This is a genomic window from Frankia sp. BMG5.60 (genome assembly GCF_059428125.1).
On sequence record NZ_CM182091.1, the window covers coordinates 1,528,755 to 1,553,604 of the forward strand.

The 24,850-nt window shown below is 72.0% G+C and carries 1 protein-coding gene (running past one end of the window); it reads right to left on the bottom strand.

The features are described 5' to 3' along the window. A protein-coding gene (locus AC5R91_RS06250; RefSeq protein WP_495396179.1) for a hypothetical protein crosses the window boundary here: on the bottom strand, positions 1-24,850 show its 3' portion. 13,931 nt of this gene lie beyond the right edge of the window; only the last 24,850 of its 38,781 coding nucleotides appear in the window; the start codon falls outside the window, past its right edge; its stop codon occupies positions 1-3.

Here is a 24,850-nt window from a genome sequence, read left to right on the forward strand (position 1 = left end):
TCACGCGGGGGCGTCCGCCGGCCACAGCCGACCGACCGGGTCGGTCACCAGCGGGACCGGCCGACCAGCGGGCGCATACGCCATGTCCCATGGCCGGTTGACGTCCTCGACGACCAGGTAGTCGCCGACCCGCTCGACGGCGACCCCAGCGGGCGGCACGAACACGAAGACCTCCGCGGCGACGCCGACCTGCTGCCAGGCCTGCCAGGTGAGCAGGTCGTGGGACTCGTCGTCCGGCCGGTTCTCGGCCACCGCCAGGGGCTGGCCCGGCCGCCACCCGTGACCGGCCAGATAGGCGGGCATCTGCGTCGGCGCCAGGGCACGAGACGTCCCGTCCAGTCGCTCGATCACGAACTCGGGCACGCCGGTGTCACCGCGCCGGACGGTGAGCCCCCGCACCTCGTAAACCTCAGGTCGGGCGGCGAGCTCCTCGCTGTGCAGGACGGCGGACCGGTAGGCGGCGGCGTTCACCCCGGTCAGACCCGTGCTCGTGCGAACCACCGCATCGTCGGAACGCAGCCGCGCCACGCCGTCCTCGGACACCCATCTGCTCATTCCCCGCTCCGCCAGCGGCCCCAGTACCTCCCAGCGCGTCGGCTGTCCCTGACTGTCCACCGCCCGCGGGCCCGGCGGGTCGAGGCGAGTTTGACTGCCCTCGGTGGCAACCAGCACCTCCGCCTCTGCCTCCGCGGCGAAACGGCGCAGCATCCGGTCCGATCGACCCGGCCCCCCGGGGCTCCAGACCCGAAGGGCCCCGTACCTCTGGGAGTCTCTCCGCCAGCCCCCCAGCGCCAGGTAGTCCGCAAAGGTGGGAGAGGGGGACCGGTTACTGAAACCCGCCATGTCCTCGTCCTGGAAACGCGTCTGCCCGCCGCCGCTCACCACTCCGATGCCGTCGCCCTCACGTGGCAGAATCATCTCGAAGACGCCGTCCCTCCTCCGAGCCACCTGCTGTAGAGCAGAAAGCGCATCCAGGTAGGACGGCAGCGTCGCCGACGCCATCCCGGTGGCCCAGACCACCGGCTCCGACACAGCACCCGGCTCCAGGTGGCCAGAGGGCGTGGCGGACAGCCACAGCGGCGGTGTCACCACGCCGCGCCTCCTGCTTCTGGAGGGCCGCACCGATTGCCAGCCGAACCCCAGCCCGGCGCGGGAGAACAGCCGGCCGCCGTCCACCCCCTGCTCGGCGCCCACCGTCGGCAGCCAGAGCTCCGTGCGCAGTTCCAGGACCAGATCCTGCGCCTGCCTGAGCAACGCCTCGGCCCGCGTCGTCGCCTCGGCCAGGTCGGCCCACCAGTTCGGCGACCCCATCGGCGCCCCGTCCGACGCCCACGCCTGCACCGGCCCGCCCCGCCAGCCCGCTGCCGTCAGCATCCCGCGCAGCACATCCGAGGTCAGCGGCACCGGCTCACCGCCGGTGCGCGGAACGACCGCCAGCACGCCGTCCTGCGTCCGCGGCAGGAACACCGACGTCACATGTGGCTGGCCCACCAACCCGGCCGCCAGTGCCTCCATCCCCTCCGCGACCACCAGCCCACGGTCCCGATCGACCCGAACGGCGAAGTCCGCGATCGGCGCCGTCGTTCCCGGGCTCAACGGGTCACCGTTCCGGACCGCGGCCGGGCCGGTTCCCGCGGCCGGACCGTTCGCCATGGCCTGGTAGTGATCAATCCCGTTGTACTGCACGTGCACGCTCGCCCGCGGCTCCCCGTCCGGCGGCGACGGGTAAAGATGATTGCTCCGCGCCAGGCGGCCCGCTCCCGTCGTCACGACCACCACGTCCAGGTCGGTCGCCCGGGCCACGATCTGCGGAACCGCGTCGAAGAACGGCGTGTGCCACCAGGCGGGATCACGGATCGCACGGGCGACCAGGTCACTCACCCGCAGCCCGACGAACTCGCTCGGCCGCCCCAGCCGTCTCAGCAGCGGCGACCTCCGCAGGAGGTTGTTCCACTCGACACCCGTCGGATTCTGGTTGACCGCCGTCTCCAGTTCGGCGAGTAGATGGGCCGGCTCACCCCGGCCCAGGTTCGGGGCCGACCGCGCCAGGACCTCGCGCAGCCCGTTCCGGCCCAGGTTGCGGGCCAGTTCCCGCACCATCAACCCGGGGCCGCCGCCCCTCTCCGGCAGGTCAAGACCGTCACGCATCTGCGATCCCGCCGGCCCGGTGAACCACGCGGCCGCATGGTCACGTAGCTGTTCCAGCGTCATCCCCGCGATCGGCGAACCTGGCGCCTGATCCTGAGCACCCACGAGCACCGACGCGAAGTAACACAGGCCGTTCCTGGGAACCTGAAGAACCTGGAAATCCCGACCATCGGCCCGGACACCACCCACCACCGGACCAGCCACCACCGGACCAGCCACCGGAGAGCTGGCCACCGGAGAACCCGTCACCGGGCCTGGCCGCCCGGCCACGGCGGCCGACATCTGCGCCGGCGCGGGTGGCCGAGCGGCCTGGGACGTCGGCACGGGACCGGTCGACTCCGCGGGTGGGGTGGCAGGCGGGGTGGCGGACGGGGTGTAAGGAGGAGGCGCCCACACCCGGGCCAGGCGGTCCCGAACAATTTGCCGGGCCCGCTCGACCGACTGGCGGACAGTCTCCGGCGCCGGCTCCCGCGGCGTCGGATACTGCACCGGCTCGACCGTCGAGTCCCGCCCCAGCGGCTCAACCGCGTGATAGAGGTTCAGCGTCGTGTCCGGGTCGGGATGCTCGTACACCCACACCGTCCCGGCCGCGGCGTCCTGCTCGGCACCGGCCTCCCGGACCCGGTTCACCCGGACGCCCAACAGTCTCGGCACCGCCTCCGGGTCGAACAGCGCGACCAGCCCGCCGTCGTACGGCAGGCCCCGTTGCAACGCCAGGGCCAGCGTTTCCGCCGCCGACGGCACCCGCCCCAGCGACGGTGCCTGACTGCGCACCGCCGCGACCGCCGCGACCGCCGCGGCCCGGCGCCGCCCCCGCGGGGACACCGACGGCAGTGCCGCCACCTGGTCCCACATCGGATGATCCGGGGCCTGCGACAGGGCCTGGCGCACCACGTCCCGCGGCGCCGGTCCGTCCCGATCCTCGCCGGAAACCAGCAGACCCACTTCGTCGTCGTCGAGGAGATCGGCCACCACATCGGCACCGGTCCGCCCCTGCGGCCCGCCCGAGTCCGCCGAGGGCGACCCGAGCAGGAAGATCCCGAGCTCCGTGCTGATCGCATCGGCCACCGGCCCCGGCGCGGCCACCAGCAGCCGATACAACTCGGCCAGGTCGGACTGGGGGTGCTGCGTCGCCGCGCCGTGCAGAACCGCGGCGATCAGACCCTCCTCGTCATTCGGAATGCCGTTCGGCACCGGCACCACTCGCCCATGCCCGGCCGGCCCCAACCGGAGGATGTTCCCCGGTCCCTGATAGGGCGGAGCCTCCCGCGCCAGCTCCCCGGGCCGCTCGGTGGGAAGGTCCAGCAGATGGTGGGTCACCTCGCCGATGAACCGGGCGACCCGCGCCTCGTAGTCCTCCGTTCGGGAGTTACCCGGCGGAACCGGAATGAAGGAGATGGTCTCCTGGAAATCAAACCCGATCCGTTCCATCTCGGCCCGGAGCAGGCGCGCCAGTGCTCGCGGGGTGACCGGCTCGAGGCCGTCCGAGCCGTCGCGCAGTGCCAGCCGGCCGTCCTCCAGGCTGCCGATGAGCACCGGGAACTCGCCGCGGACCCGCGCTTCGTCGATCTGTCGACGCAGATCGCGGGCCACGACCGACGTGGCCGAGTTCACCTGCGTCGACCAGAGGTTCATCCCACCCGCGACGGAGCCTGCGGCCAGCGGAACCCAGCGCAGGCGAGCGGCCCGCTGCCAGCCGCTGCGGCCGCTGAGGTCCGGCTGGATCCGATGAGTGGAGTTCACCGGCAGATCAAGCTCGGCGCGCAGCAGCGCGGCGTAGCTGATGCTGCGCGGTCGGAGTGATCGCGCAGCGGGCGACTCCGACAGGCCCCCGGCACCGAGGTAGACCTGACCGGCGAAGCCTCGCGGCGCGTGGGCCAGCACGACCGCGGCCAACTGCTCGGGCGGAACACGCAACGGGCCCACCGACGCATGGTGACCGAGCACGACCTCGGCCCGGCCGTCGGCCAGCACCAGAAACCCGCCCGGAATCCGCGGAGGCTTATCGTCGGGCGGCCGGCCGGTCAGATTGACTCCGTAGACCCCCTGCTTGTCGATCAACGGCACGACCTGAAGGTCCGCGATCGACGCCCCGGCCAGATACCACTCCGACGAGTCGTACTCCGCCAGCTCGAAGGTGTGGTCGAGAGGCACCAGGACACCCGTCGCACTGTCCCGGACGTACCTCGACGGTGGCGGATTCGGTGACGACGATCCGGGCCCACTCCCATCCACCCGCTCCCACCGGGGAGCGACGAGATCCCGCCGGTCCGGAATGTAGATCGCGTCGTGGCCGATGTACACCGGCTGGCCACCGAGCGCCGCGGAGATCTGCTCACCAAGAAGGCGCAGCGGCGCCTGGTTCTGGTCCATGCGGGTCGCGACCAGCCGGACCGGCGAGTCCGGACGGGAATCCTGGCCAGGCTCCTTGAAGGACGCGCGCAGAAAGGCCACGACCTCGTCGGCCTGGAGCGGCACCAAGCGGTCCATCCGCCAGGACACCTCGCCCGACGGCACCGTGTGCACCACCAGCAGCGGCAGCCTGCCGGCCGAGACCGGCATCGCCTCCAGCGATTCATGCCATTCCGCCAGGGTCCATGCGTACTCGCCGCGGGCATTCGTTCCGAAGATCAAAGCACCGGTCTCGTACCACACCACGCCGCGATCCGCGGAGTCCTCGACGAGCTGGCCGTCCTCAGCGACCTGCAGGAAGCCCGGCAACTCCTCCGACACGTCGGGCGCGGACGGCCTGACAATCGTCAGCTCTGGCCGCCCAGGGCTGTTCCCACGAGGTCGCGCCGCCCTGTTTCGTCTCCGCAGGAGTGAACCGCCCGGCACCTCATGCGGCGCGAACGGGTCCATCCCACGAGGGACATGCGCCACCGGTAGGCCGAAGGCCCCGGCGAGTCGTCCGGCGTCGGTCGCCTCGGGCACCGCGCCGTCGTTCGGTGCCTGCAGGACCTCCCCGGTCCCACGCCCCTCCCCGGCCGGACCCCCGTCGGCTTCCGGCTCCGCGGGCGGATCGCCGTCCCGGGTCACGTCGATGGGCCCACCGGTGCCGTCCAGAGGCTCAGCGGTGCCGTCCAGGGGCTCAGCGGTGCCGTCCAGGGGCTCAGCGGTGCCGTCCAGGGGCTCAGCGCCCGGCCGCCGGACGGCCCTCCCGTCGACCGACTCCCATCTGTGCACACCGCGATCCACGTAGGGGCCGAAGATCCGCCACTGCGTCGGCTCCCCGTCGGCGCCGACCGCCCGCGGCCCGCCGCCCGCGGCGTCGAACGCGCCCAGACTGTTCTCGTCGAGCACCAGCACCTCAGTGTGGATGACCCGGCGCAGAATCCACTCCGATCGGCCCGGACCACCCGCCGTCCACAGCCTTACCGCCCGCTGATCGTGACGGCCCCACCAGCCGGCCGATCGCAGGAATGCACGGAACCAGGATCGCGGGTCGCCGTGATCAGACCTTTCCTCGTCCTCGCTGTCGTCCTCGCTGTCGCTGTCGCGTCTACCCTCCTGGTTCCCCCAGAATCTGTTCGGCTCTCTGTACCCTCCGATGACCCGGATGCCGCCCTCGAACGGAGGAAGCACCAGCTCGACAATCCCGATGTCCCACTGGTCCAGGGCCCGCAAAAACGGCAGCTGATCGAGATATTCCGGCAACGTCAACGACGCGGCGCCGCGGCGCAGCCTCACCGGACCCTGCACGTCACCCGGAGTCAGGAAACCATCCGGCGCGGATTCCAGCCATCGCGGTGGGGTAATCTGACGATTAGGGGGATGAAAGAATGGTAGCGCCCCGATCCAGGGCCTGTGATCAGCCGACGCCGTCAGCTGGCCGTTCACCACCCGTTGCGGGACACCGTCCCTCGGTCGCCAGATCTCCGTTCTCAGGTGCCTGGCCAGGAGCTGTAGCTGCCGGGCCAGCGCCCGGGTCTCGTCGCTCTCGTCCGAAGAATCGTCGGAAGAATCGGCATTCGGCGCTGGCTCGCTTGGTGCCCACACCTGCACCGGACCGCCCCGCCAACCCGCCGCCGTCAACATCCGCTCCAGCACATCACTCGTCACCGGAGTCAGCCGGCCACCTGCCCGCGGTGCAACACCCAGCTCGCCGCGCCTCGTCCGCCGCAGGAACAGCGACGTCACATGCGGCTGGCCCACCAGCCCCTCCGCCAACCCCTCCATCCCCTCCGCAACCACCACCCCCCGCTCCGGATCAAACCGAACCGCGAGATCGGCGATCTCCGTCACGACCTCGTCGGCGTCGGAATCGGAGTCGGAGGCGGAATCGGAATCGGCACCGGCCTCGGAATCGGCGGCGGCGGCCTCGGCGGCGGCGAGACCGGCGTCGAGACTGGGATCAGCGGGGAGACTGGGATCAGCGGGGAGCTCGGCGGGTGGGGACGCGGGCCGGGCAGCAGCCGGCGGGGAAATAGTGCCCGCAGCCGCGCTGGCGGCCTGGCGATCCCCGTCGGCGCCCTCGGCCGGCCGGATGGAACCGGCCGGCGCCGCGACCGGGGCACCCACCATGGCCTGGTAGTGATCGATGCCGTTGTACCGCACGTACACGCTGGCCCGCGGGGCCCCTGCCGACGAGGGATGTAGATGGTTCGTCTCCACCTGGCCGGACCTCCCGGTCCGCACGGTCACCACGTCCAGGTCGGTCGCCACCGCGACGATCTCCGGAACCCGGTCGAAGAACGGCGTGTGCCACCAGGCGGGATCCCGGATCGACCGCGCGACAAGATCACTCACACTCGATCCGGCGAGCTGTCCCCGACGGCCGATGCCCGCCAGCGCCGGCGAGATCCGCAGCAGACGATTCCACTGCGCACCGGTCGGATCGGTGGCCACGCCCCGCTCCAACTCGCGAAGGAGATGGGACGCCTCACCGCGGCCCCATGACTCGGACCCGCCCACCACGAACCGCAGCCCGTCCAGGCCCAGGCCGCGGGACAGCTCGCGCACCATCGACGCCGGGCCCCCGCCCAGCTCCGGCCGGTCGAGGGCGTTGCGCAGCTCCTGCCCCGCGGGCCCGGTGAACCATGCGTCCACACGGGCGGTCAGGTCCGGCACCGTCATGCCGGCCACCGGTGAGTCCGGTGCCCGGTCCCGGGCACCGACGATCACCGAGATGAAATAGCAGCGACCGTCGCCAGGAACCTCCAGAACCTGGAAATCGCGACCGTCGACCCGCACCGAGCCGATCACTGGACCGGCGGACGGATCCAGCCGTCCGGCCGGAGGGTCCGGGCGAGCCGCGGAGTCCGCTGGCTGGATCCCGTCGGGGAGTCGAGCCGGGTCCGACGGGGCGGCCGAGGTGCTGGGCGGGTCCACCGGCGTGGGGTATGACGGCGGGGTCCACAAGCGGGTCAGCCGTTCCCGCAGAATTCGCCGGGCCCCGTTCACCGCGTCCCGAACAACCCGTTCCGATGCGGGTGGATTCGTATCCGCCAGCGGCGGGAGCGTCGAGTCCTGTCCCAGCGGCTCCACCGCGTGATACCGGTTCAACGCCGTGTCCCAGTCGGGATGCTCGTACACCCGCACCGCCTGCGCCGGCCCGTCCCCGGCCGCACCGGAGCCGGAATCGGAGCCGGAACCGGTGGGCCCGGCGGACACCCACTGCACCGCGACCCCCAGCAGCTCGGGAACCGCGTCCCGCCCGAACACCGCCAGCAGGCCGCCTTCATACGGCCCGATCCCCCGCAACGCCGTCGCCAGCATCTCCCCCGCCGACGGCACCCATCCCAACCCCCGCGCCATGTCCCGCACCGCCGCCGCCACCTCGGCCCGGCGGCGCCCCCGCGGCGACCCGGACGGCAAACCCGCCACCCGATCCCACATCGGGTGATCCGGCCCCGTGGCCAGCGCCTCCCCGACGATGTCGCGCAGCTCCCGGCCGTCGCCCTCCAGGACGTCGACCAGCAGCTCCATCTCGTCGTCGGACAGCAGATCAACAATGGTGTTGGTCGCCGGACCGGCGCCGAACCCACCGTTACCAGCAGCCAGCGCCGCCGGCACGACCCCAGCAAGCTCCGCCCGAACCGCCCGAGCCACCGGTCCCGGCGCCGAGCGCAGCAGCGTGTACAGGTCCGCCAGCTCGGACCCCGGCTGCTGCGAGGCCGCACTCTGCAGAAGGGCCGTGAGCAGACCCTCCTCATCATTCGGAACGGCACTCGGCACCGGCACCACCCGCCCGTGCCCGGCCGACCCCAACCGCAGAACATTCCCCGGCCCCGCATACGGCAGCGTTTCCCGGACCAGCTCGGTTCCCACCTCGGGCGGTACGAGCTGAAGCTGGGAGTGCGCCTCGCGCAGAAAGCGGCTCAGCCGGGCCTCGTAGCCGGCCTGACGGGGTTCGCCGATGGTCTCCTCGGGGGGGATCGTGACGAACCTGATGGGAAGGCCGCGCGCCGACTCCCTGGCGACGGTGAGCTGGATGTGGCGGGCGAGGCGGCTCGGCGTCGTCGGCTCGAACCCGCGCTCGGTGAGCACGGCCGCCCGGCCGTCGGTCGTGGTGGCGACGACGACGGGCAGGACGTTGTCCTGCGCGGCCTCCTCCACCGTCTGGACCAGCGGGAGAAGATGTTCCGGCCCGGCGAGATTCAGGGCGACGTGGGAGCCGACGGCGACTATCTCACCCTGTGGGGGCGGTGGGGCCTCGTGCCAGACACCGTCCTCGGTGTACTCCGGCTCCCGCTGGTGGGTCGCGTACACGGGTACGCCGAGCTCGGCGCGCAACGACGCGGCGTACCCCAGGTTCCCGGGCCTGGGCACGTTCGCTCCTGGAGCCTGCTCCAGGACGCCGACGCCCAGATGAACCGGCCCGGCGAAGCCCCGCGGCGCGTGCGCCACCACGATCGCGGCCAACTGATCCGGTGGAATCCGCACCCCACCGAGCGAAGGATGCTGGCCCAGCACGACATCCAGATCACCGTCGGCCACCACCACGAACCCACCGGGACGCCGCTGTGGCCTGTTCGGCGATGCCGGCGCCTCGGATCGCGGTGCGGCGAGAGTGTCGGGCTCGCCGGGCAGGCTGACCCCGGGCGGCGGCCGGTCGTCGGACAGCCGACCGGTCAGGTCGACGCCGAAGATCCCCTGCTCGTCGATCAACGGCACCACCAGGAGATCCGCGACCGACGCCCCCGTCAGATACCACTCCGACGTCTCCGACCCCGAGGGCTCGAAGCTGTGATCGAGGGCAACCAGCGCACCCGTCAGGCTGTCCCGGACGTGCGTCAACTCCGGCGCGTCGGGCCCCTCGGCGGACGCGGCCCCGGTCGACGCGACGACGGGAACCCACCTCTGCGCGGCGACATCCTCCAACTCCGAAACATGGGTGGCGTCATGGCCGACGTACACCGGCTGGCCGCCGAGCAGCGCCGAGATCTCTTCCGCCAGCGCCTCAAGGGGACCCTCGTTCTGTGCCATCCGGGTGGAGACCAGGCGGATCGGTGAGGCCGGCCGGGGGGACCCGTCCGCTTGCCTGAAGGCCCCGTTCAGGGCGTCGACCACCTCCTGCGCCGTCAGCGGCACCGGCCGGTCGGACTGCCACGACGGCTCGTCCGTCGCCAGCGTGTTCACCACCACCAGCGGCAGGGCGCCGGCGACCGCCGGCATGCTGAGCAGCGGGCTGTGCCAGCCCTCCAGGACCGCCCGGACCTGCTCATCATCGCTGTAGGCGCCGAACAGCAGGGCGCCGCTCTCGTACGCCATGATGTCGCGATCGTTGGTGGCGACGAGCCGACCGTCGTCATCGAGGGTCAGATAGCCCGGGAGCCCCGCCCCATCGCCCGGAGCCACGATCTCCAGCTCCGGGGGGTCTGCCTGGGCACTCTCGCCGGCGGCATTCGCCGCCGGCATCCAGCTCCCCGGCGCGGCATGCCTCGCGAACGGGTCGACCCCGCGGCGGGCCCGGACGACCGGAGTGCCGAAGGCGGCCGCGAGCAGCTTGGTGTCGCGGGCGAAGGCCTCGTACTCGGCCTCGCCGGCCGGCGGCGTCGTCCACAGCACCACCGTCCCGAACGGCTCGCGTCGTGCGTCCTGCGCGGCGGCGGCGACCACGTTCGCCCCCACCTCCGCCAGGGGACGCACCGTGCCATCGCCGAACGCCACGCCGAGACGGCCGTCCGGCAGGCGGGGAAGATCGAGCGGGAACGCGCCCACCGGATAGCCAAGGATCGGGTACTGGTACAGCGGCCCGTTCTCCTGGAGGAGATCGCGGTCGGGCGCCGCCAGTCCATCGCTGTCCATCTCGAGCCAGGCCGGGGCGTCCGGTGCCCACAGCCGCCCCGCCGGATCGGTCACCAGCGCGGCCGGCCGGTCCGCCGCTTCGTGCACGACCTCCCACCGACCGGGCGCTGCGACGCCCCAGTGACGGCCGATGGGGCCGACGGCGGCGCCGGGGGTCGGCGCGAACACGGTCACGTCGGCCGCCGCGCCGACCCGCCGCCAGGCCCGCCGGCGCAGGTCGGACCGCTCGCCCGCGTCATCCTCCTGGTAGACGTCGACGAGGGGCCGGACCCCGTCCCACCCCTGGTTCGCGAGGTAGGCGGGCATCTGCGCCGGCAACAGGTAGGTGAATCCCCCGTCCAGCCGTCCGAGCACGAACCGGGGCTCCCCGGCGTCGTCCTGGTAGACCTCGAATCCCTCCACCTCGTAGACATCGTCGCGGGCCGCGAGATCCGTGGCATTACGCACCGCGGACAGGTAGGAGTTCGTGCTGGTCGCGGCCAGCCCGGTGCTCGTACGGACCACCGCGTCGTCGGGACGCAGCCGCGCCCCGCCATCCGCGGTGTCCCATTTGCTCGTGCCCTGCTCGGCCAGCGGCCCCAGTACCCGCCACGACGTCGGCCGCCCCCCGGTGTCCACCGACCGCGGCCCGCCGCCCGCGTCGTCGAACTCGCCGTGGCTGCTCCCGTCAAGCACCAGGAACTCCACGCCCTGGGCATCGGCGAACCGGTGCAGCATCTGCTGCGACCGCCCCGGCCCCCCGGCGACCCACAGGCGCAGGTCCAGGTAGTAGGCGGAGTCGTCGTGCCAGCCGTTGTCCCGCAGGAACGACGCGAAGGAGGGATGGACGTTCCCGCCAGGCGGCGTGCCCTCGAAGTCCTCCCGGAAACGGAGCCGGTGACCATCGGGCATCGTCATCCCGACACCACCCTCATGCGCCGGCAGAACCAGCTCGAACGGCCCGGCCTCGGCCCCCGCCAACGCGCGCAGGAAGTCAAGCTCCACGAGATACTCCGGCAACGTCAGGGACGCCATCCCGTTGTTCCACACCACCGGACCGGTGACCTCACCCAGCGCCAGGGAACCGTCCCGCGTGACGGACAGCCACACCGGCGGCCGCACCAGATTGCGGCCGTCCACCAGCTCGGGTCGCAGCGCACTCCACCCGAGACCCAGGTCGTCGTTGCGCGCGACCAGCCGGCCGCCCACCACCCGCTGGCCGACGCCCGCGTCCGGCAACCAGAACTCGGTCCGCAGCTCCGTCGACAGTTCCTGTAGCTGCTCGCGCAGCGTGACGTTCTCGGCCTCCTCGGCGGCCTGATCGGCCCAGCTCCCCGCGGACTCGCTCGGCGCCCACACCTGAACCGGACCGCCCCGCCATCCCGCCGCCGTCAGCAGGTCGACCATCAGCCCCGGCCACACCGGCTCCAGGTCCGCGCTGTCCCGCGGCCGGATGCCCAGCGCGCCGTCAGCCATCCGCGGCAGGAAGACCGTTGTCACATACGGCTGGCCGTGCAGCCCGGCCGCGAACCCGCGCATTCCTCCCGCGAGTACCAGCCCACGTTCGGCGTCGACCTGGACGTCGAAGTCGTCCAGCCAATCCGCGGTTTCGGGCTCGTCGGCCTCACGGGCGCCTGGACCGGGGTAGTCGGAGTAGACCGAGCCGGAATCAACCGATTCGGAATCGACCAAGTTGGCGTGGACCGAGTTGGCGTAGACCGGGCCGGAGTCCGGCGAATCCGGATCGTTGCGTTCGGCATCGTCGTCCTCGGAGATCTCACCGTCTGCGTCGCCCGGGTCGGCAGCCTCGTGGGCGGACTCGGCGTCGTAAACCTCGGCGTCGTCAGTCTCGGCGTCATCGACCTCGACGTCACCGTCCTCGGCGTCACCGTCCTCGGGCGACACAGTGTCACCCTCGCGATCCTGCATCGGATCGATGTCCGGGGATGGCGGAACCACCGGCACCCCGAAGGCGGCCGTCAACAGCTCCAGGTCCCGCACAAACGCCTCGCGCGCAGCAGTGTCACCTGGCGGCGCCGTCCACAACGCCACCCTCCCGAACGGCGCCCGCCGCCCTGCCACAGCGGCCGCGACGACCGCATCCGCCCCCACCTCCGCCAGCGGACGAACGCTGCCATCACCAAACGTCACGCCAAGACGGCCGTCCGCAAGCCGGGGAAGGTCGAGCCCGAAAGTACCCGGCTGATAGCCGAGATCCTCCTCGAAGTACCACACCGCGTTCTCGCCAAACATATCCACGGTGGGCGCGGCCAACCCGTTATCGTCCATCGGCAGCCACGCCGGGACGTCCGGCGCCCACAACCGCCCCGCCGGATCAGTCACCAAACCAACCGGCCGGCCAGCCGGATTGTGCAACACCTCCCAGAACCCGCCAACCTGCTCCGCACCGGCAGCCACCGCGGTGTGATGACCGGCCCTGACCACCACCTCGCTGCCCGCAGCCGGCGTGAACACCAACGCATCGGCGGCCACCCCCACCCGCCGCCAAGCCTCCCGACGCAGCGCGAAACGCTCATCCCGCTCGTCCACGGCGGAAGCCGACTCATCCGCCGCAGCAAGCGGCTCACCCTGCCAGCCATACCGGCCCAAAAATCCGGCCATCTCCTCCGGCGACAAAACCCGACGGGAACCGTTCAAACGCTCAATCACGAACACCGGCTCACCGCTGTCGCTGCGCTGGACCTCAGCTCCCCGCACCTCGAACACCTCGGCCCGAGCCACCACCTCATCGGCGTCGTCCACCGCGAACCGATAACCCGCCGAACTCGTCACCAACAACCCGGCACCCGTACGCACCACCGCCTCGGCATCCTCAGAATCCGACTCGGACACGGAGGAGCCGGCGGCCGGGGACGCCTGCGCGACCACCTCCGGACCGGCCGCCTCCGGACTTTCTTCGCCGGGGGTGGAGTCCGAGGCCGGCTCGTCGAACGGGCGCGCCGGCTCGACCGACGGCGAATCCAGCGGCCCCGACAGAGCACCCTCCTCGGGCGAAGGCGCCGAATCGGCCGGCGACGCGCCGGACACTCCCGAGGAATCGGAGGCCGGCGGCGCCATCGGCTCGGGGAGCAACGGCGCGGGCTCCGGCGTCGCCGTCTCCACCGGTGCCGCGACCGCCACAGGCGGCTCCACCACGGACGGCTCCACCACAGGCGGCTCCGGCACGGACGGCTCCGGCGACGAGATGGCCGACGGGCGGATACCCAGCGGGCGGGCGGTCGGATCCTCGGCCAGCCAGATCGCCACCCGACGGCGCGCTCGACGTTCCTCCGCCCCACCCCGGGCAGCGGACTCGCCGGCAGGCGCCGGCGCGGACGTGGGCCCGGTGCCGCGCGTCAAGATCCGATGACCAACCGCGTGAACTGGCAGACCAACTGCTGTCAACCGCTGCGCCAGTGCCGGCGCCAGCACCTGCCAGGCGGACTGCGCACGATAGTGCCCGGAGCGCGCCGCGCGACCAAGGCCAACCGCTCGGCCGCTGCCCCCGCCCTCCAAGTGCACCACCAGCGCCGGCTCCCCCGCTCGGGCCCGGCGCGCCGCCTCCCCCGCAATCCGCTCGGCGAGCCGATCAATGCCAGCGTGCTGCTCAGCAGTCAGATCAGCGGGTCCGAAGGCCCGCACACCCTCCGGGATATCGAGCTCCAGCCCGACCTCCCGCCACGAGCCGTCCGACTCCTCGGAGGGTTCGGGCTCGGGCTCGGCTCGGTCAGCCCCACCGAGCACCCGCCCGATCGGCTCACCGCGCAGGACCGCGATCACCTGGTCGGCCAGCGTGCTCGTCGGCTGCCGCTCGTTCTGCAGCCGCGACCGCAACTCTCGATACACCGCCAGAATCTCGCCCTCGCCAGGCTCCGGACGCGCCGACCCGCCCGACCACCTCGCCCGCACCATCGCCAGAAGATCCCGTTCCTCACCCACCGGACGAGACGGCGCAACCGACCGGGTCGACGGCGCAGCAGGTCCAGAACCCGGCTCCACAGCCGGCTCGACCACGACCACCGGCGCAGCGACGGTGATCGCGTCCACATCCGCGGCCCGTCGGGGGCTCCCTTCGCCCGGCCGGATCGAACCAGCCGGCGCCGCGGCCGGGACTGTCACCATGGCCTGGTAGTGATCCTGGCCGTTGTAGTGCACATACACGCTGGCCCGCGGAGCCCCCGCCGACGAGGGATGGGCATGGTACGTCCCCACCTCGTCGGCGTCCCCGGTCGTCACGGTCACCACGTCCAGATCGGTGGCCAGCGCGACGATCTCCGGAACCCGATCGAAGAACGGCGTCTGCCACCAGACGGCGGGATCACCGATAGCCCGGGCAACCAGATCACTCACCCGCGACCCGGCAAGTCCACCCCGATCGCCCACCGCGGCCATGGCCGGCGAGATCCGCAGCAGACGACTCCACTGCGCACCGGTCGGATCGGCGGCCACGGCCCGCTCCAACTCGCGCAGGAGATAGGACGCCTCACGGTGACCCCGTTGCGGCGCGGACCATCCCACCGCACGCCGCAACCCGCCCAGCCCCAGGCCACGGGCCAACTCCCGGACCACCGACGCCGGGCCACCCCCCTGCTCCCGCTGGTCGAGGGCGTTGCGCAGTTCCTCCCCCGCCGGCCTGGTGAACCACTCGTGCACCCGGCTGGTCAGCTCGTCCACCGTCATGCCGGCCACCGGGGAGTCCGGCGCCTGATCCCGGGCCCCGACAATCACCGAGGTGAAATAGCACAAACCGTCCCCAGGAACCCGAAGAACCCGGAAATCACCACCATCAACCCGCACGGTGCCGAGCACCGGACCCGTGGTCGGAGCCGCATCAGAATCCGCGGAATCGGCCTCCGGAGGGGAGCCGGGATCGGCCGGGAGAGTCGACGGCCGCGCGGTGTCCCCAGCGCCATTGCCGTCCCCAGCGCCATTGCCGTCCCCGGCGCCGGGAGCAGGGTCGGAACCGGAACGGGAGGGCTCCGCGGGAGGGGCGACGGTTTCCGCGACGGGGGCGTTCACCATGGCCTGGTAGTGATCAGCGCCGTTGTACTGCACGTACACGCCGGCCCGCGCAGCCCCGGCCGATGACGGATGGAGATGGCTACTTCCCACCTGGCCGGAATCCCCGGTCGTCACGACCACCACATCCAGGTCGGTCGCCCGAGCGACGATCTCCGGAACGCGGTCGAAGAACGGCGTGTGCCACCAGACGGCGGGATCACCGATAGCCCGGGCAACCAGATCACTCACCCGCGACCCGGCAAGTCCACCCCGATCGCCCACTGCGGCCAGGGCCGGCGAGACTCTCAGCAGACGATTCCACTGCGCACCGGTCGGGTCGTCGGCCACGGCCCGCTCCACCCGGCGAAGAAGATGGTCCGCCTCGGAGCGACCCCATCGCGGCTCGGACCGTCCCGCCACGAACCGCAGCCCGGCCAGATCCAGGCCGCGGGCCAGCCTCCGGACGATGGGCGACGGGCCATCCCTCGGCGCCGGCCGGTCGACGGCAGCGCGCAACTCCTCCCCCGCCGGCCCGGTGAACCACTCCTGCACCCGGCTGGTCAGGTCCTCCACCGCCATCTTGGCCACCGGGGAACCCGGCGCCTGATCCCGGGCCCCGACGATCACCGACGTGAGATAGCTGATGCCGTTCCGCGGAACCTGGAGAACCTGAAAATCGCGACCATCGGCCCGGACGCCGCCCAGCACCGGGCCAGCCGCGGGAACCACCCGTCGCGCCGGGTCATCCATCGAAGAGGAGTAGGGCGAAGACGAGTAGGGCGGAGGGGACCACAACCGGGTCAGCCGGTCTCGCAGGATCCGCCGGGCCCCCTCCACCGCGTCCCGGACGGCCTCCTCCGACGCGGGCGGATGCGCATCCTGCACCGGCAGGACCGTCGCCTGCTCCCCCAGCGGCTCCACCGCGTGATAGCGATTCGACGCCGTGTCCCAGTCCGGATACTCATACACCGGTACGGCACCCGCCGGCCCGTCCGCATCCGCAGCGGCCCCCCCGGGCAACCATTGCACCGGAACACCCAACAGCCCGGGAACCACCTCCCGGCCGAACACCGCGACCAGCCCGCCGTCATACGGCTCGTCCCCCCGCAACACCATCGCGAGCGTCTCCCCGACCGACGGCATCCGCCCCAGTTCCCGCGCCAGATCCCGCACCGCCGTCACCGCCTCGACCCGGCGGCGCCCCCGCGGCGACCCGGACGGCAACGCGTCCACCCGGTCCCACATCGGATGATCCATCCCTGCGGCCAGTGCCTCCGCGACCACATCGCGAAGCTCCCGCCCATCCCCCTCCAGCACCGGAACCAGCCAGTCCACCTCATCGTCCGACAGCAGATCGACGATCGTGGACGTCGCCGAGCCACCGCCGAACCATCGACCGCCCGCGGCGAGCGCGGCCGGCACGGCCTCGGCGAGGGCGGCCCGGATCGCCCCGGCCACCGGCCCCGGCGCCGTCCGCAGCAACACCTGCAGGTCCGCCAGGTCGGACCCCGGATACTGCGACGCCGCACTGTGCAGAACCGCCGTGAGCAGACCCTCCTCGTCATTCGGGACACCAGGCGGAACCGGCACCACCCGTCCGTGCCCGCCCGACCCCAACCGCACGACGTTCCCCGGTCCCAGATAGGACGGCGGAAGACGGGCCAGCTCAGCCGGCAGATAGGGCGGCACGATCCCGAACTGTGTGTCCATCTCGCGCAGAAAGCGCTTCAGCCGTGTCTCGTAGCCACTCTGGCGGGCCTCTCCGAGGGTGTCCTCGGGTGAGATCTGGAGGATGCTGAGGGGAATGTCGTGCGCGGACCCGCGGGCCACGGCGAGCTGGATCTGCCGGGCGAGCAGGCGCGGCGTTGTCGGCTCGAAACCGCGCTCGGTGCGCACGGCCACCCGACCATCGGGCATGGTGCCGATGACGACGGGTAGGGCTCCCTGACTCGCGGCCTCGTCCACCGCCGCGGCCATCGGGCCGGCGACGAATTCCGGCCTGGCGAGATTCAACACGAGGTGGGAGTCGACGGCCGTGATGTCACCCGCCGCAGGAGGTGGGGCCTCGTGCCAGACTCCGGCCTCGCTGTAATCCGGCTCCCGCTGATGGGTCGCGTACACGGGTACACCGAGTTCAGCCCGCAACGACGCGGCATACCCCATGCTCCGCGGCAGGGACGCAGGCGACCCCGGGGCCACCTCCACCCCTCCGACGCCCAGATAGACCGGCCCGGCGAAGTCACGGGGCGCGTGGGTCAGCACGATCGCGGCCAACTGCTCCGGCGGTAGCCGCACGCCCCCCAACCACGGATGCTGACCGAGTACCACGTCCGTACTACCATCGGCCACCACCACGAACCCACCCGGCCGCCGAGTCGGTACGTTCCGCGGCGACGGCCCAGACCGCGGCGCGGGGGGGACGCCGGACAGCCGACCGGACAGATCGACCCCGAAGACCCCCTGCGCGTCCACCAGCGGAACCACCACGAGATCCGCGATGGACGCCCTGGCCAGGTACCACTCCGACGTCTCCGACTCCGCCGGCTCCAGAGCATGATCCCGCGGCACCTCTGACGTCTCCGACTCCGCCGGCTCCGGAACATGGTCCACCGGCACCAGCACACCCGTCAGCCTGTCCCGGACGTGCCCCACCTGCGGTGCGTCCCGCCCTGCGTCGGACGCGGTCCCGACCGGCGCGACGACGGGAACCCACCTCGGCGCGGTGAAGTCCCCCAGATCGGAGACGTAGCTGGCGTCATGGCCGACATACACCGGTCGACCGCCGAGCAGCGCGGAGATTTCCCCGGCCAGCGCCTCGAGAGGACCCCTGTCCTGGTCCCTGCGGGTGGAGACCAGCCGGATCGCCGGGGCCGACAGGGCGGACCGTTCTTCCTGCCCTTCCTGTTCTTCCTGTTCCTGGCCCCCGAAGGCCCCCTCCAGGGCAGCGACCACCTGCTGGGCCGTGATCGGCACCGGCCGGTCGGGCTGCCACGACGGCTCGCCCGTGTGCAGCGTGTTCACGACCACGAGCGGCAGCGGACCGGCGACCTGCGGCAGGGCGGCCAGCCACTTGTCCCATTCCCGCAGGGCCCACCGGACCGATGCATCACCGCTGCTGGAACCGAGCAGCAGGGCGCCACCTTTGTACGCCCGGAAGTTCCTGTCGTCATCGGTAGCGAGCCGACCGTCGGCGTCCAGTGACAGGTATCCCGGGAGCCGCTCCGTCCTCTCGGGCTGAGTCGCCGAGCCGGGCTGTGTCACCGAGCCGGGCGGAGCCGTCTTGCCCGGCGGAGCCACGATCTCCAACTCCTCCCCGCCGGCCCGGGGATCCTCGCCGGAGGCATGCCGCGCCGGGATCCAACTACCCGGCGCGGCATGCGTCGCGAACGGATCGACGCCCCGGCGGGCTCGGACGATCGGCATGGCGAACGCGGCGGCGAGCAGCTCGGTGTCCCGGGCGAAGGCCTCGTACTCGGCTTCGTCCACCGGCGGCGTCGTCCACAGGACCACCGTCCCGAACGGCCTGCGTCGTGCGTCCTGCGCGGCGGCGGCAACCGCCTTCGCCCCCACCTCGGCCAGGGGACGCACACTGCCATCGCCGAACGTCACCGCGAGACGGCCGTCCAGCAGGAGGGGAAGATCAAGAGAGAACACGCCCGGCGGATAGCCGACATTGGGACCCCTGTACAGCAGCGAGTTCAGCGCGACGAGGTCCTTGTCGGGCGTCGCCAGGCCGTTGCTTGCCATCGACAGCCACACCGGGGCGTCCGGCGCCCACAGTCGACCCACCGGGTCGGTCACCAGCGTCGCCGGCCGGTCGGCCGCTTCGTGCAGGATCTCCCATCGGCCGGGCGGCGTGACGCCCCAGTGGTTGCCCACGCGGGCGGTGACGGAACCGGAGGCCGGCGCGAACACAGTCACGTTCGCCTCGACGCCGACCCGCAGCCAGGCCTCCCGGTGCAGGGCGAACTCGTCCGGCTCGTCCACCGGGTAGACGACGGCGAGAGGCCGACGCCGGTCCCACCCCCAGCGCGCGAGGTAGTTGGCCATCTCCGACGGCGACAGCGTGGTGGACCGCCTGTCCAACCCTCTGATCACGAACTGGGGCTGTCCGGCGTCGTCCCGCTCGACCTCGAATCCCACCGCCTCGTAGACATCATCCCGGGCCGGGAGATCCGCGGTCTGAAGCACCATCCTGGACAGGTAGGTATTCGTGTTGGTCGCGGTCAGCCCGGTGGTCGTGCGGACCACCGCGTCCTCGGAGCGCAGCCGCGCCCGGCCGCCCGCGGTGTTCCACTTGCTCTTGCCCCGCTCGGCCAGCGGTCCGAGCACCCGCCACGACGTCGGCTGCCCCTCGGCGTCCACCGATCGCGGCCCACCGCCCGCATCATCGACCTCGCCGTGACTGCTCCCGTCGAGCACCAGCATCTCCACGCCGTGGGCGGCGGCGAACCGGTGCAGCATCTGCTGCGACCGGCCCGGCCCGCCGGCGACCCACAGGCGCAGGTCCACGTAGTGGGTGGCGTCGATCTGCCAGCCGTGCTCCTCGAGAAACGACGCGAAGGACGGATGGGTGTTCTCGTCCGGTGGAGCATCCTCGAAGTCCTCCCGGAAGCGGAGCCGGCGGCCATCGGGCATCGTCTGGCCGATGCCGCCCTCGTGTCGCGGCAGCACCAACTCGAAGGGCCCGGCTTCGGCGGCCGCCAGCGCGCGCAGGAAGTCGATCTGCGCGAGATATTCCGGCAGCGTCAGGGACGCCATCCCGGTGTTCCACGCCACCGGACCGGTGACCTCGCCCGGCGCCAGGGAGCCGTCCGCCGCGGGGGACAGCCACACCGGCGGCGTGAGCAGATTGCGGCCGTCCACCTCCTCGGGCCGCCGGACGCTCCATCCGAGCCCCGTCCGGTCGTCGCGGGCGACCAGCCGGCCGTCCACCACCCGCTGGCCGACGCCCGGCTCCGGCAGCCAGAACTCGGTCCGCAGAGACGTCGAGAACTCCTGTAGCTGCTCGCGCAAGGTGTCGCGTCTGGCCTCCTCGGCGGCCTGATCGGCCCAGCCCACCGCGGACTCGCTCGGCGCCCACACCTGAACCGGCCCGCCCCGCCATCCCGCCGCCGTCAGCAGGCCGGACAGCAGGTCCGGCCCCAGCCGCTCCAGGCCTCCTACGCCACCCCGCCAGCGCATACCCAGCGCACCGTCGCTCCTGCGCGGCAGGAAAATCGTTGTCACCTGCGGCTGGCTCAGCACGTCGTCCGCAAAACTGATCATTTCGCCCGCGACCACCAGCCCACGTTCCGCCTCGGCCCGGACCTCGAAGTCGTCCAACCGCTCGGCGTGCGCGGGCTCATCGGATTCGGAGAAGCCCGGGCCGGAGCTGTCAGAGCGGGAGTCCCACGAAGGCAGGGAGTCACTCGCGCGGTCTGGCGGCGAATCGGCGCCCTGGGCGGCCGCCAAGACGGGCACCCCGATGGCGGTCGCAAGAAGCCCCAGATCCCGCACGAACATCTCGTCCGCGACGGTGTCGCCCGGCGGCGCCGTCCACAGCAGCACCCGCTCGACCGGCGCCCGCCACTGTGCCCGGACGGCCGCGGCGACCACCTTCGGCCCCACCTCGGCCAGGGAACGCACACTGCCGTCGCCGAACGTCACGCCAAGCTGGCCGTCCGAGAGCCTGGGAAGGTCGAGGGCGAAGGTGCCCGGCGGGTAGCCGAGATCCTCCTCGAAGTACGCCGCCGAGCTGGCGGCGAACATCTCCTCGGTGGGCGCGGCCAGCCCGTTGTCGTCCATCCGCAGCCACGCCGGAATGTCCGGCGCCCACAACCGACCCGCCGGATCGGTCACCAGGGGAACCGGCTGGTCGACCGGATTGTGCAGCACCTCCCAGTACCCGCCGGCCGACCCCGGGCCGGCGGCGACCGCGGTGTGATGACCGGCCCTGATCACGACCTCGCCGCCCGGGGCCGGCGCGAACACGAACGCATCGGCGGCCACCCCCACCCGCCGCCACGCCTCCCGACGCAGGGCGGACAGTTCATCCAATTCGTCGGTGGAGTTCGATGGGTCGGTGGGGTTCGATGGGTCGGCGGAGTTCGTTTCGTCGGCGGAGAAAGCCGGCTCGTCCGTGACGGCAAGCGGTTCCCCCTGCCAGCCATGCTGGCGAAGAAATCCGGGCATGTCCGCCGGCGACAGAACGCGGTGGGTTCCGTTGAACCGCTCGATCACGAACTCCGGTTCGCCGGTGTCGGTGCGCTGGACCTGAACTCCCCGCACCTCGTACACATCGTCCCGAGCCACCACCTCGTCGGCATCGTCCACCGCGAACCGGAAGCCGTCCGAGCTCGTCACCAGCAGCCCGGCGCCCGTACGCACCACCGTCTCCAGGTCCTCGGAATCGGAGCCGAGCACGGACGAGCCGGCGGCCGGGGACGCCGGTGCCGGCACCGGCGTTCCGTCCCCGGCCGGGCTTTCCTCGCCGGAGGTGGAGTCGGCGGCCGGATCGTCGAACAGACGCGGCGGCTCGAGCGGCGGGGAATCCAGCAGCCCAGGCAGATCTCCCCCGTCGATCGGAAACGCCGGATCGAACGGCGAGGTTTCCGGCGATTCCGAGGAACCGGAGGCCGGTGATCCCGCCCGCGGCGCCGCGGGCAGCGGGACAGACTCAACCACCGGCAAAACAGCCTCCGGAACAGCAGGCTCCTCCGCCTCCACCACCACCGACTCCGGAGACAAAGCCACCGACTCCGGAGGCGTCGCGACGGGCTCCGGAGGCGTCGCCTCGGCTGGTGGCGAGACCGGGCCGACCGGCCGCGGGACAGGCGCCACCGGAGGCGGGACGGGCTCCTGGCCGGGACGCAGGTGCGGGGCGTACGTGATCTCGTCGGCCAGTCCCGGTCGTGCCGGCTCGGGCTCGGGCTCGGGGATGGCCGTCGGCCGGATGACCGGCGGGCGGACCGTCGGATCCTCGGCCAGCCAGATCGCCACCCGCCGGCGCTCCCGACCCTGGTCCTGCGCCCCACCTCGGGCAGCGGCCGCACCGGCCGGCCTGGGCGCGGACGTGGCACCGGTTCCTCGCGTGTGCGTCTCATGGCCGACCGCGGCGGCCGGCAGACCGACCGCTTCCAGCCGCCGGGCGAGCGCCGGCGCCAGGACCTGCCAGGCGGACTGTGCACGATAACGCCCGGATCGCACCGCACGGCCGAAACCAAGCGGTTGGCCGCTGCCCCCACCCTCCAGATGCACCACCAGGGCCGGCTCCCCCGCCCGAGCCCGCCGTGCCGCCTCCCGCGCAACCTCCTCGGCGAGCCGATCAATGCTGGCGCGCTGATCCGCCGTCAGATCCCCGGGTCCGAAGGCCCGCATCCCCTCAGGGAGGTCGAACTCCAGCCCGGTGGCCCGCCACGAGCCGGCCGGCTCCTGCGCCGAATCGGCGGGACCGGCCCCGCCGAGAAGCCCTCCGACCGGGGCACCGTGCAGAACCGCAACCACGTCATCGGCCAGCGTCCTCGTCGCCTTCCGCCGGTTCTGCGGCTTCGACCGTAGCTGTCGATACACCGCCAGGATCTCGTCCTCACCGCGGTCCCGATACGCCGAGCCGACGGGCAACCTCCGCCGCACCCAGTGCAGGAGATCCTGTTCCTCCTCCACCGGACGGGACGGCGCAGCGGGCCGGGTCGACGGCGCCTCGAGTCCGGAACCCTGCTCGACAGCCGGCTCGGTCACGGTGACCGGCGCAGCGACGGTGATCGCGTCGACATCCGCGGCCTGTCGGGCGCTCCCTTCGGCCGAAGCGACGCTTATCGCGTCGACATCCGCGGCCTGTCCGGCGCTCCCTTCGGCCGGGACATCGGACCGCACCTGCGTGGTCCCGGCCGCGGCGCTCCCGGCCGGCGCTGCCACCTCCGCCGAGCCGGAGCCTGCCACCTCCGCCGAGCCGGAGCCCGGATACGGAGGCGTCGGGCCCAGCTCGGCCGCGGTCAACGCCGGCCTGTTCTCCAGATACCTGGCCAGTTGATCGAGGAACTGGGTGTGACGGGCCTCGTAGCCGATCTGACGGCGTTCCCCCGTGGTCGCGCCGGGCGGGATCGCCATCACCGAGACGGGCAGGGCGGGGTCGAGATTCGCCCGCGCCAGCATGACCCGGATCTGCTGGGCGAGAATGCGCGGCGTCGTCGGCTCGAAGCCGTGCTCGCCGCGCACCGCCAGCCGGCCGTCGCCGACGGTGCCGACGACGACGGGGATCCTGCCGTTCGCCAGCGCGGTGCCGATGTCCGCGGAGGTCGTCCGGAGGACGGCGGTGGACGCGACCGAGAGGTCCTCCGACCAGAGGTTCAGCCAGCCGCCGGAGAACTCGCCGCCGAGGAACCCGCCGCCGTCGAGCACCATCCACCAGGGGGGTCGGGGAGCCTCCTGCCAGACACCCTCCGCGCCGAAGTCCGGTTCATCCTGGTGGGTCGAGTAGACGGGCAGGTCAAGCTCACTGTGCACAAGCGCCGCGTAGCGGGTGTGCGGTGGCCGCGATGACGGGTCACTGCCGGTACTCGGCTCCAGCCGTCCGACGGCGAGGTGGACGTTCCCCGCGAACCCCTCGGGGGCGTGGGCGACGATGAGGGCCGCGAGCTGCTCCGGCGGAATCCGCAGGCCGCCGTGCACGGCATGCTCGACGCTGACCATGTCCTGGTCGCCGTCGGCCAGCACCACGAAACCGCCGGGCTGTCGCGCGGGGACGTTGCCGCGGCCCGGTCGGCCCTTGGCCGGCGGACCCGTCAGATCGATCCCGTACACCCCATCGGGGTCGACCAACGGCACCACGTGAACGTCCGCGATCGACGCGCCCATCTCGTACCACCACGACGGATCGGACCCGGGATTCTCGAAGCTCGGACTGATCGCCATGAGCGCGCCCGTCTCGCGGTTCGGCACATGGCGGATCACCGGCTTCGGCCCCGCGCTGGTTCCGGCCGCGGGATCGGCGATCACCGGAACCCAGGAATTCGCGACGACGTCCCGCACGGCAGGAACAAAGCTCGCGTCGTGGCCGACGTAGACCGGCTGGCCACCGTTCAGTGCCGAGATCTCCCGGGCCAGCTTTTCCAGTTTCTCGCGGTCACCCTCCTGGCGGGTCGCGACAAGCCGGATCGGCGCGGCCTGGCGAGGCTGCGACCCGGAATTCTGGTATTCCTGGTCGAGAATCACCATGATCTGTTCCGCCGACAACGGCACCAGGTTCTCTCGACGCCAGGACGGTTCCCCGCTCGTCACGGTGTTCACGATGACGAGCGGCAGGGCGTCGGCGACGCGCGGCATGACGATCAGATCCCTGTACCAGCCCTGCAGCTCGGCCGCGTCCACCTCGTTGTCGGCCGCGAGACCGAAGATCAGTCCGCCGCCCTCGAAGTGCCGAACTCCACCCTCGTCCGGCGGGACGAGCACGCTGTCCTCGCCGACGGAGAAGTAGGACGGCGTACCGTCCACC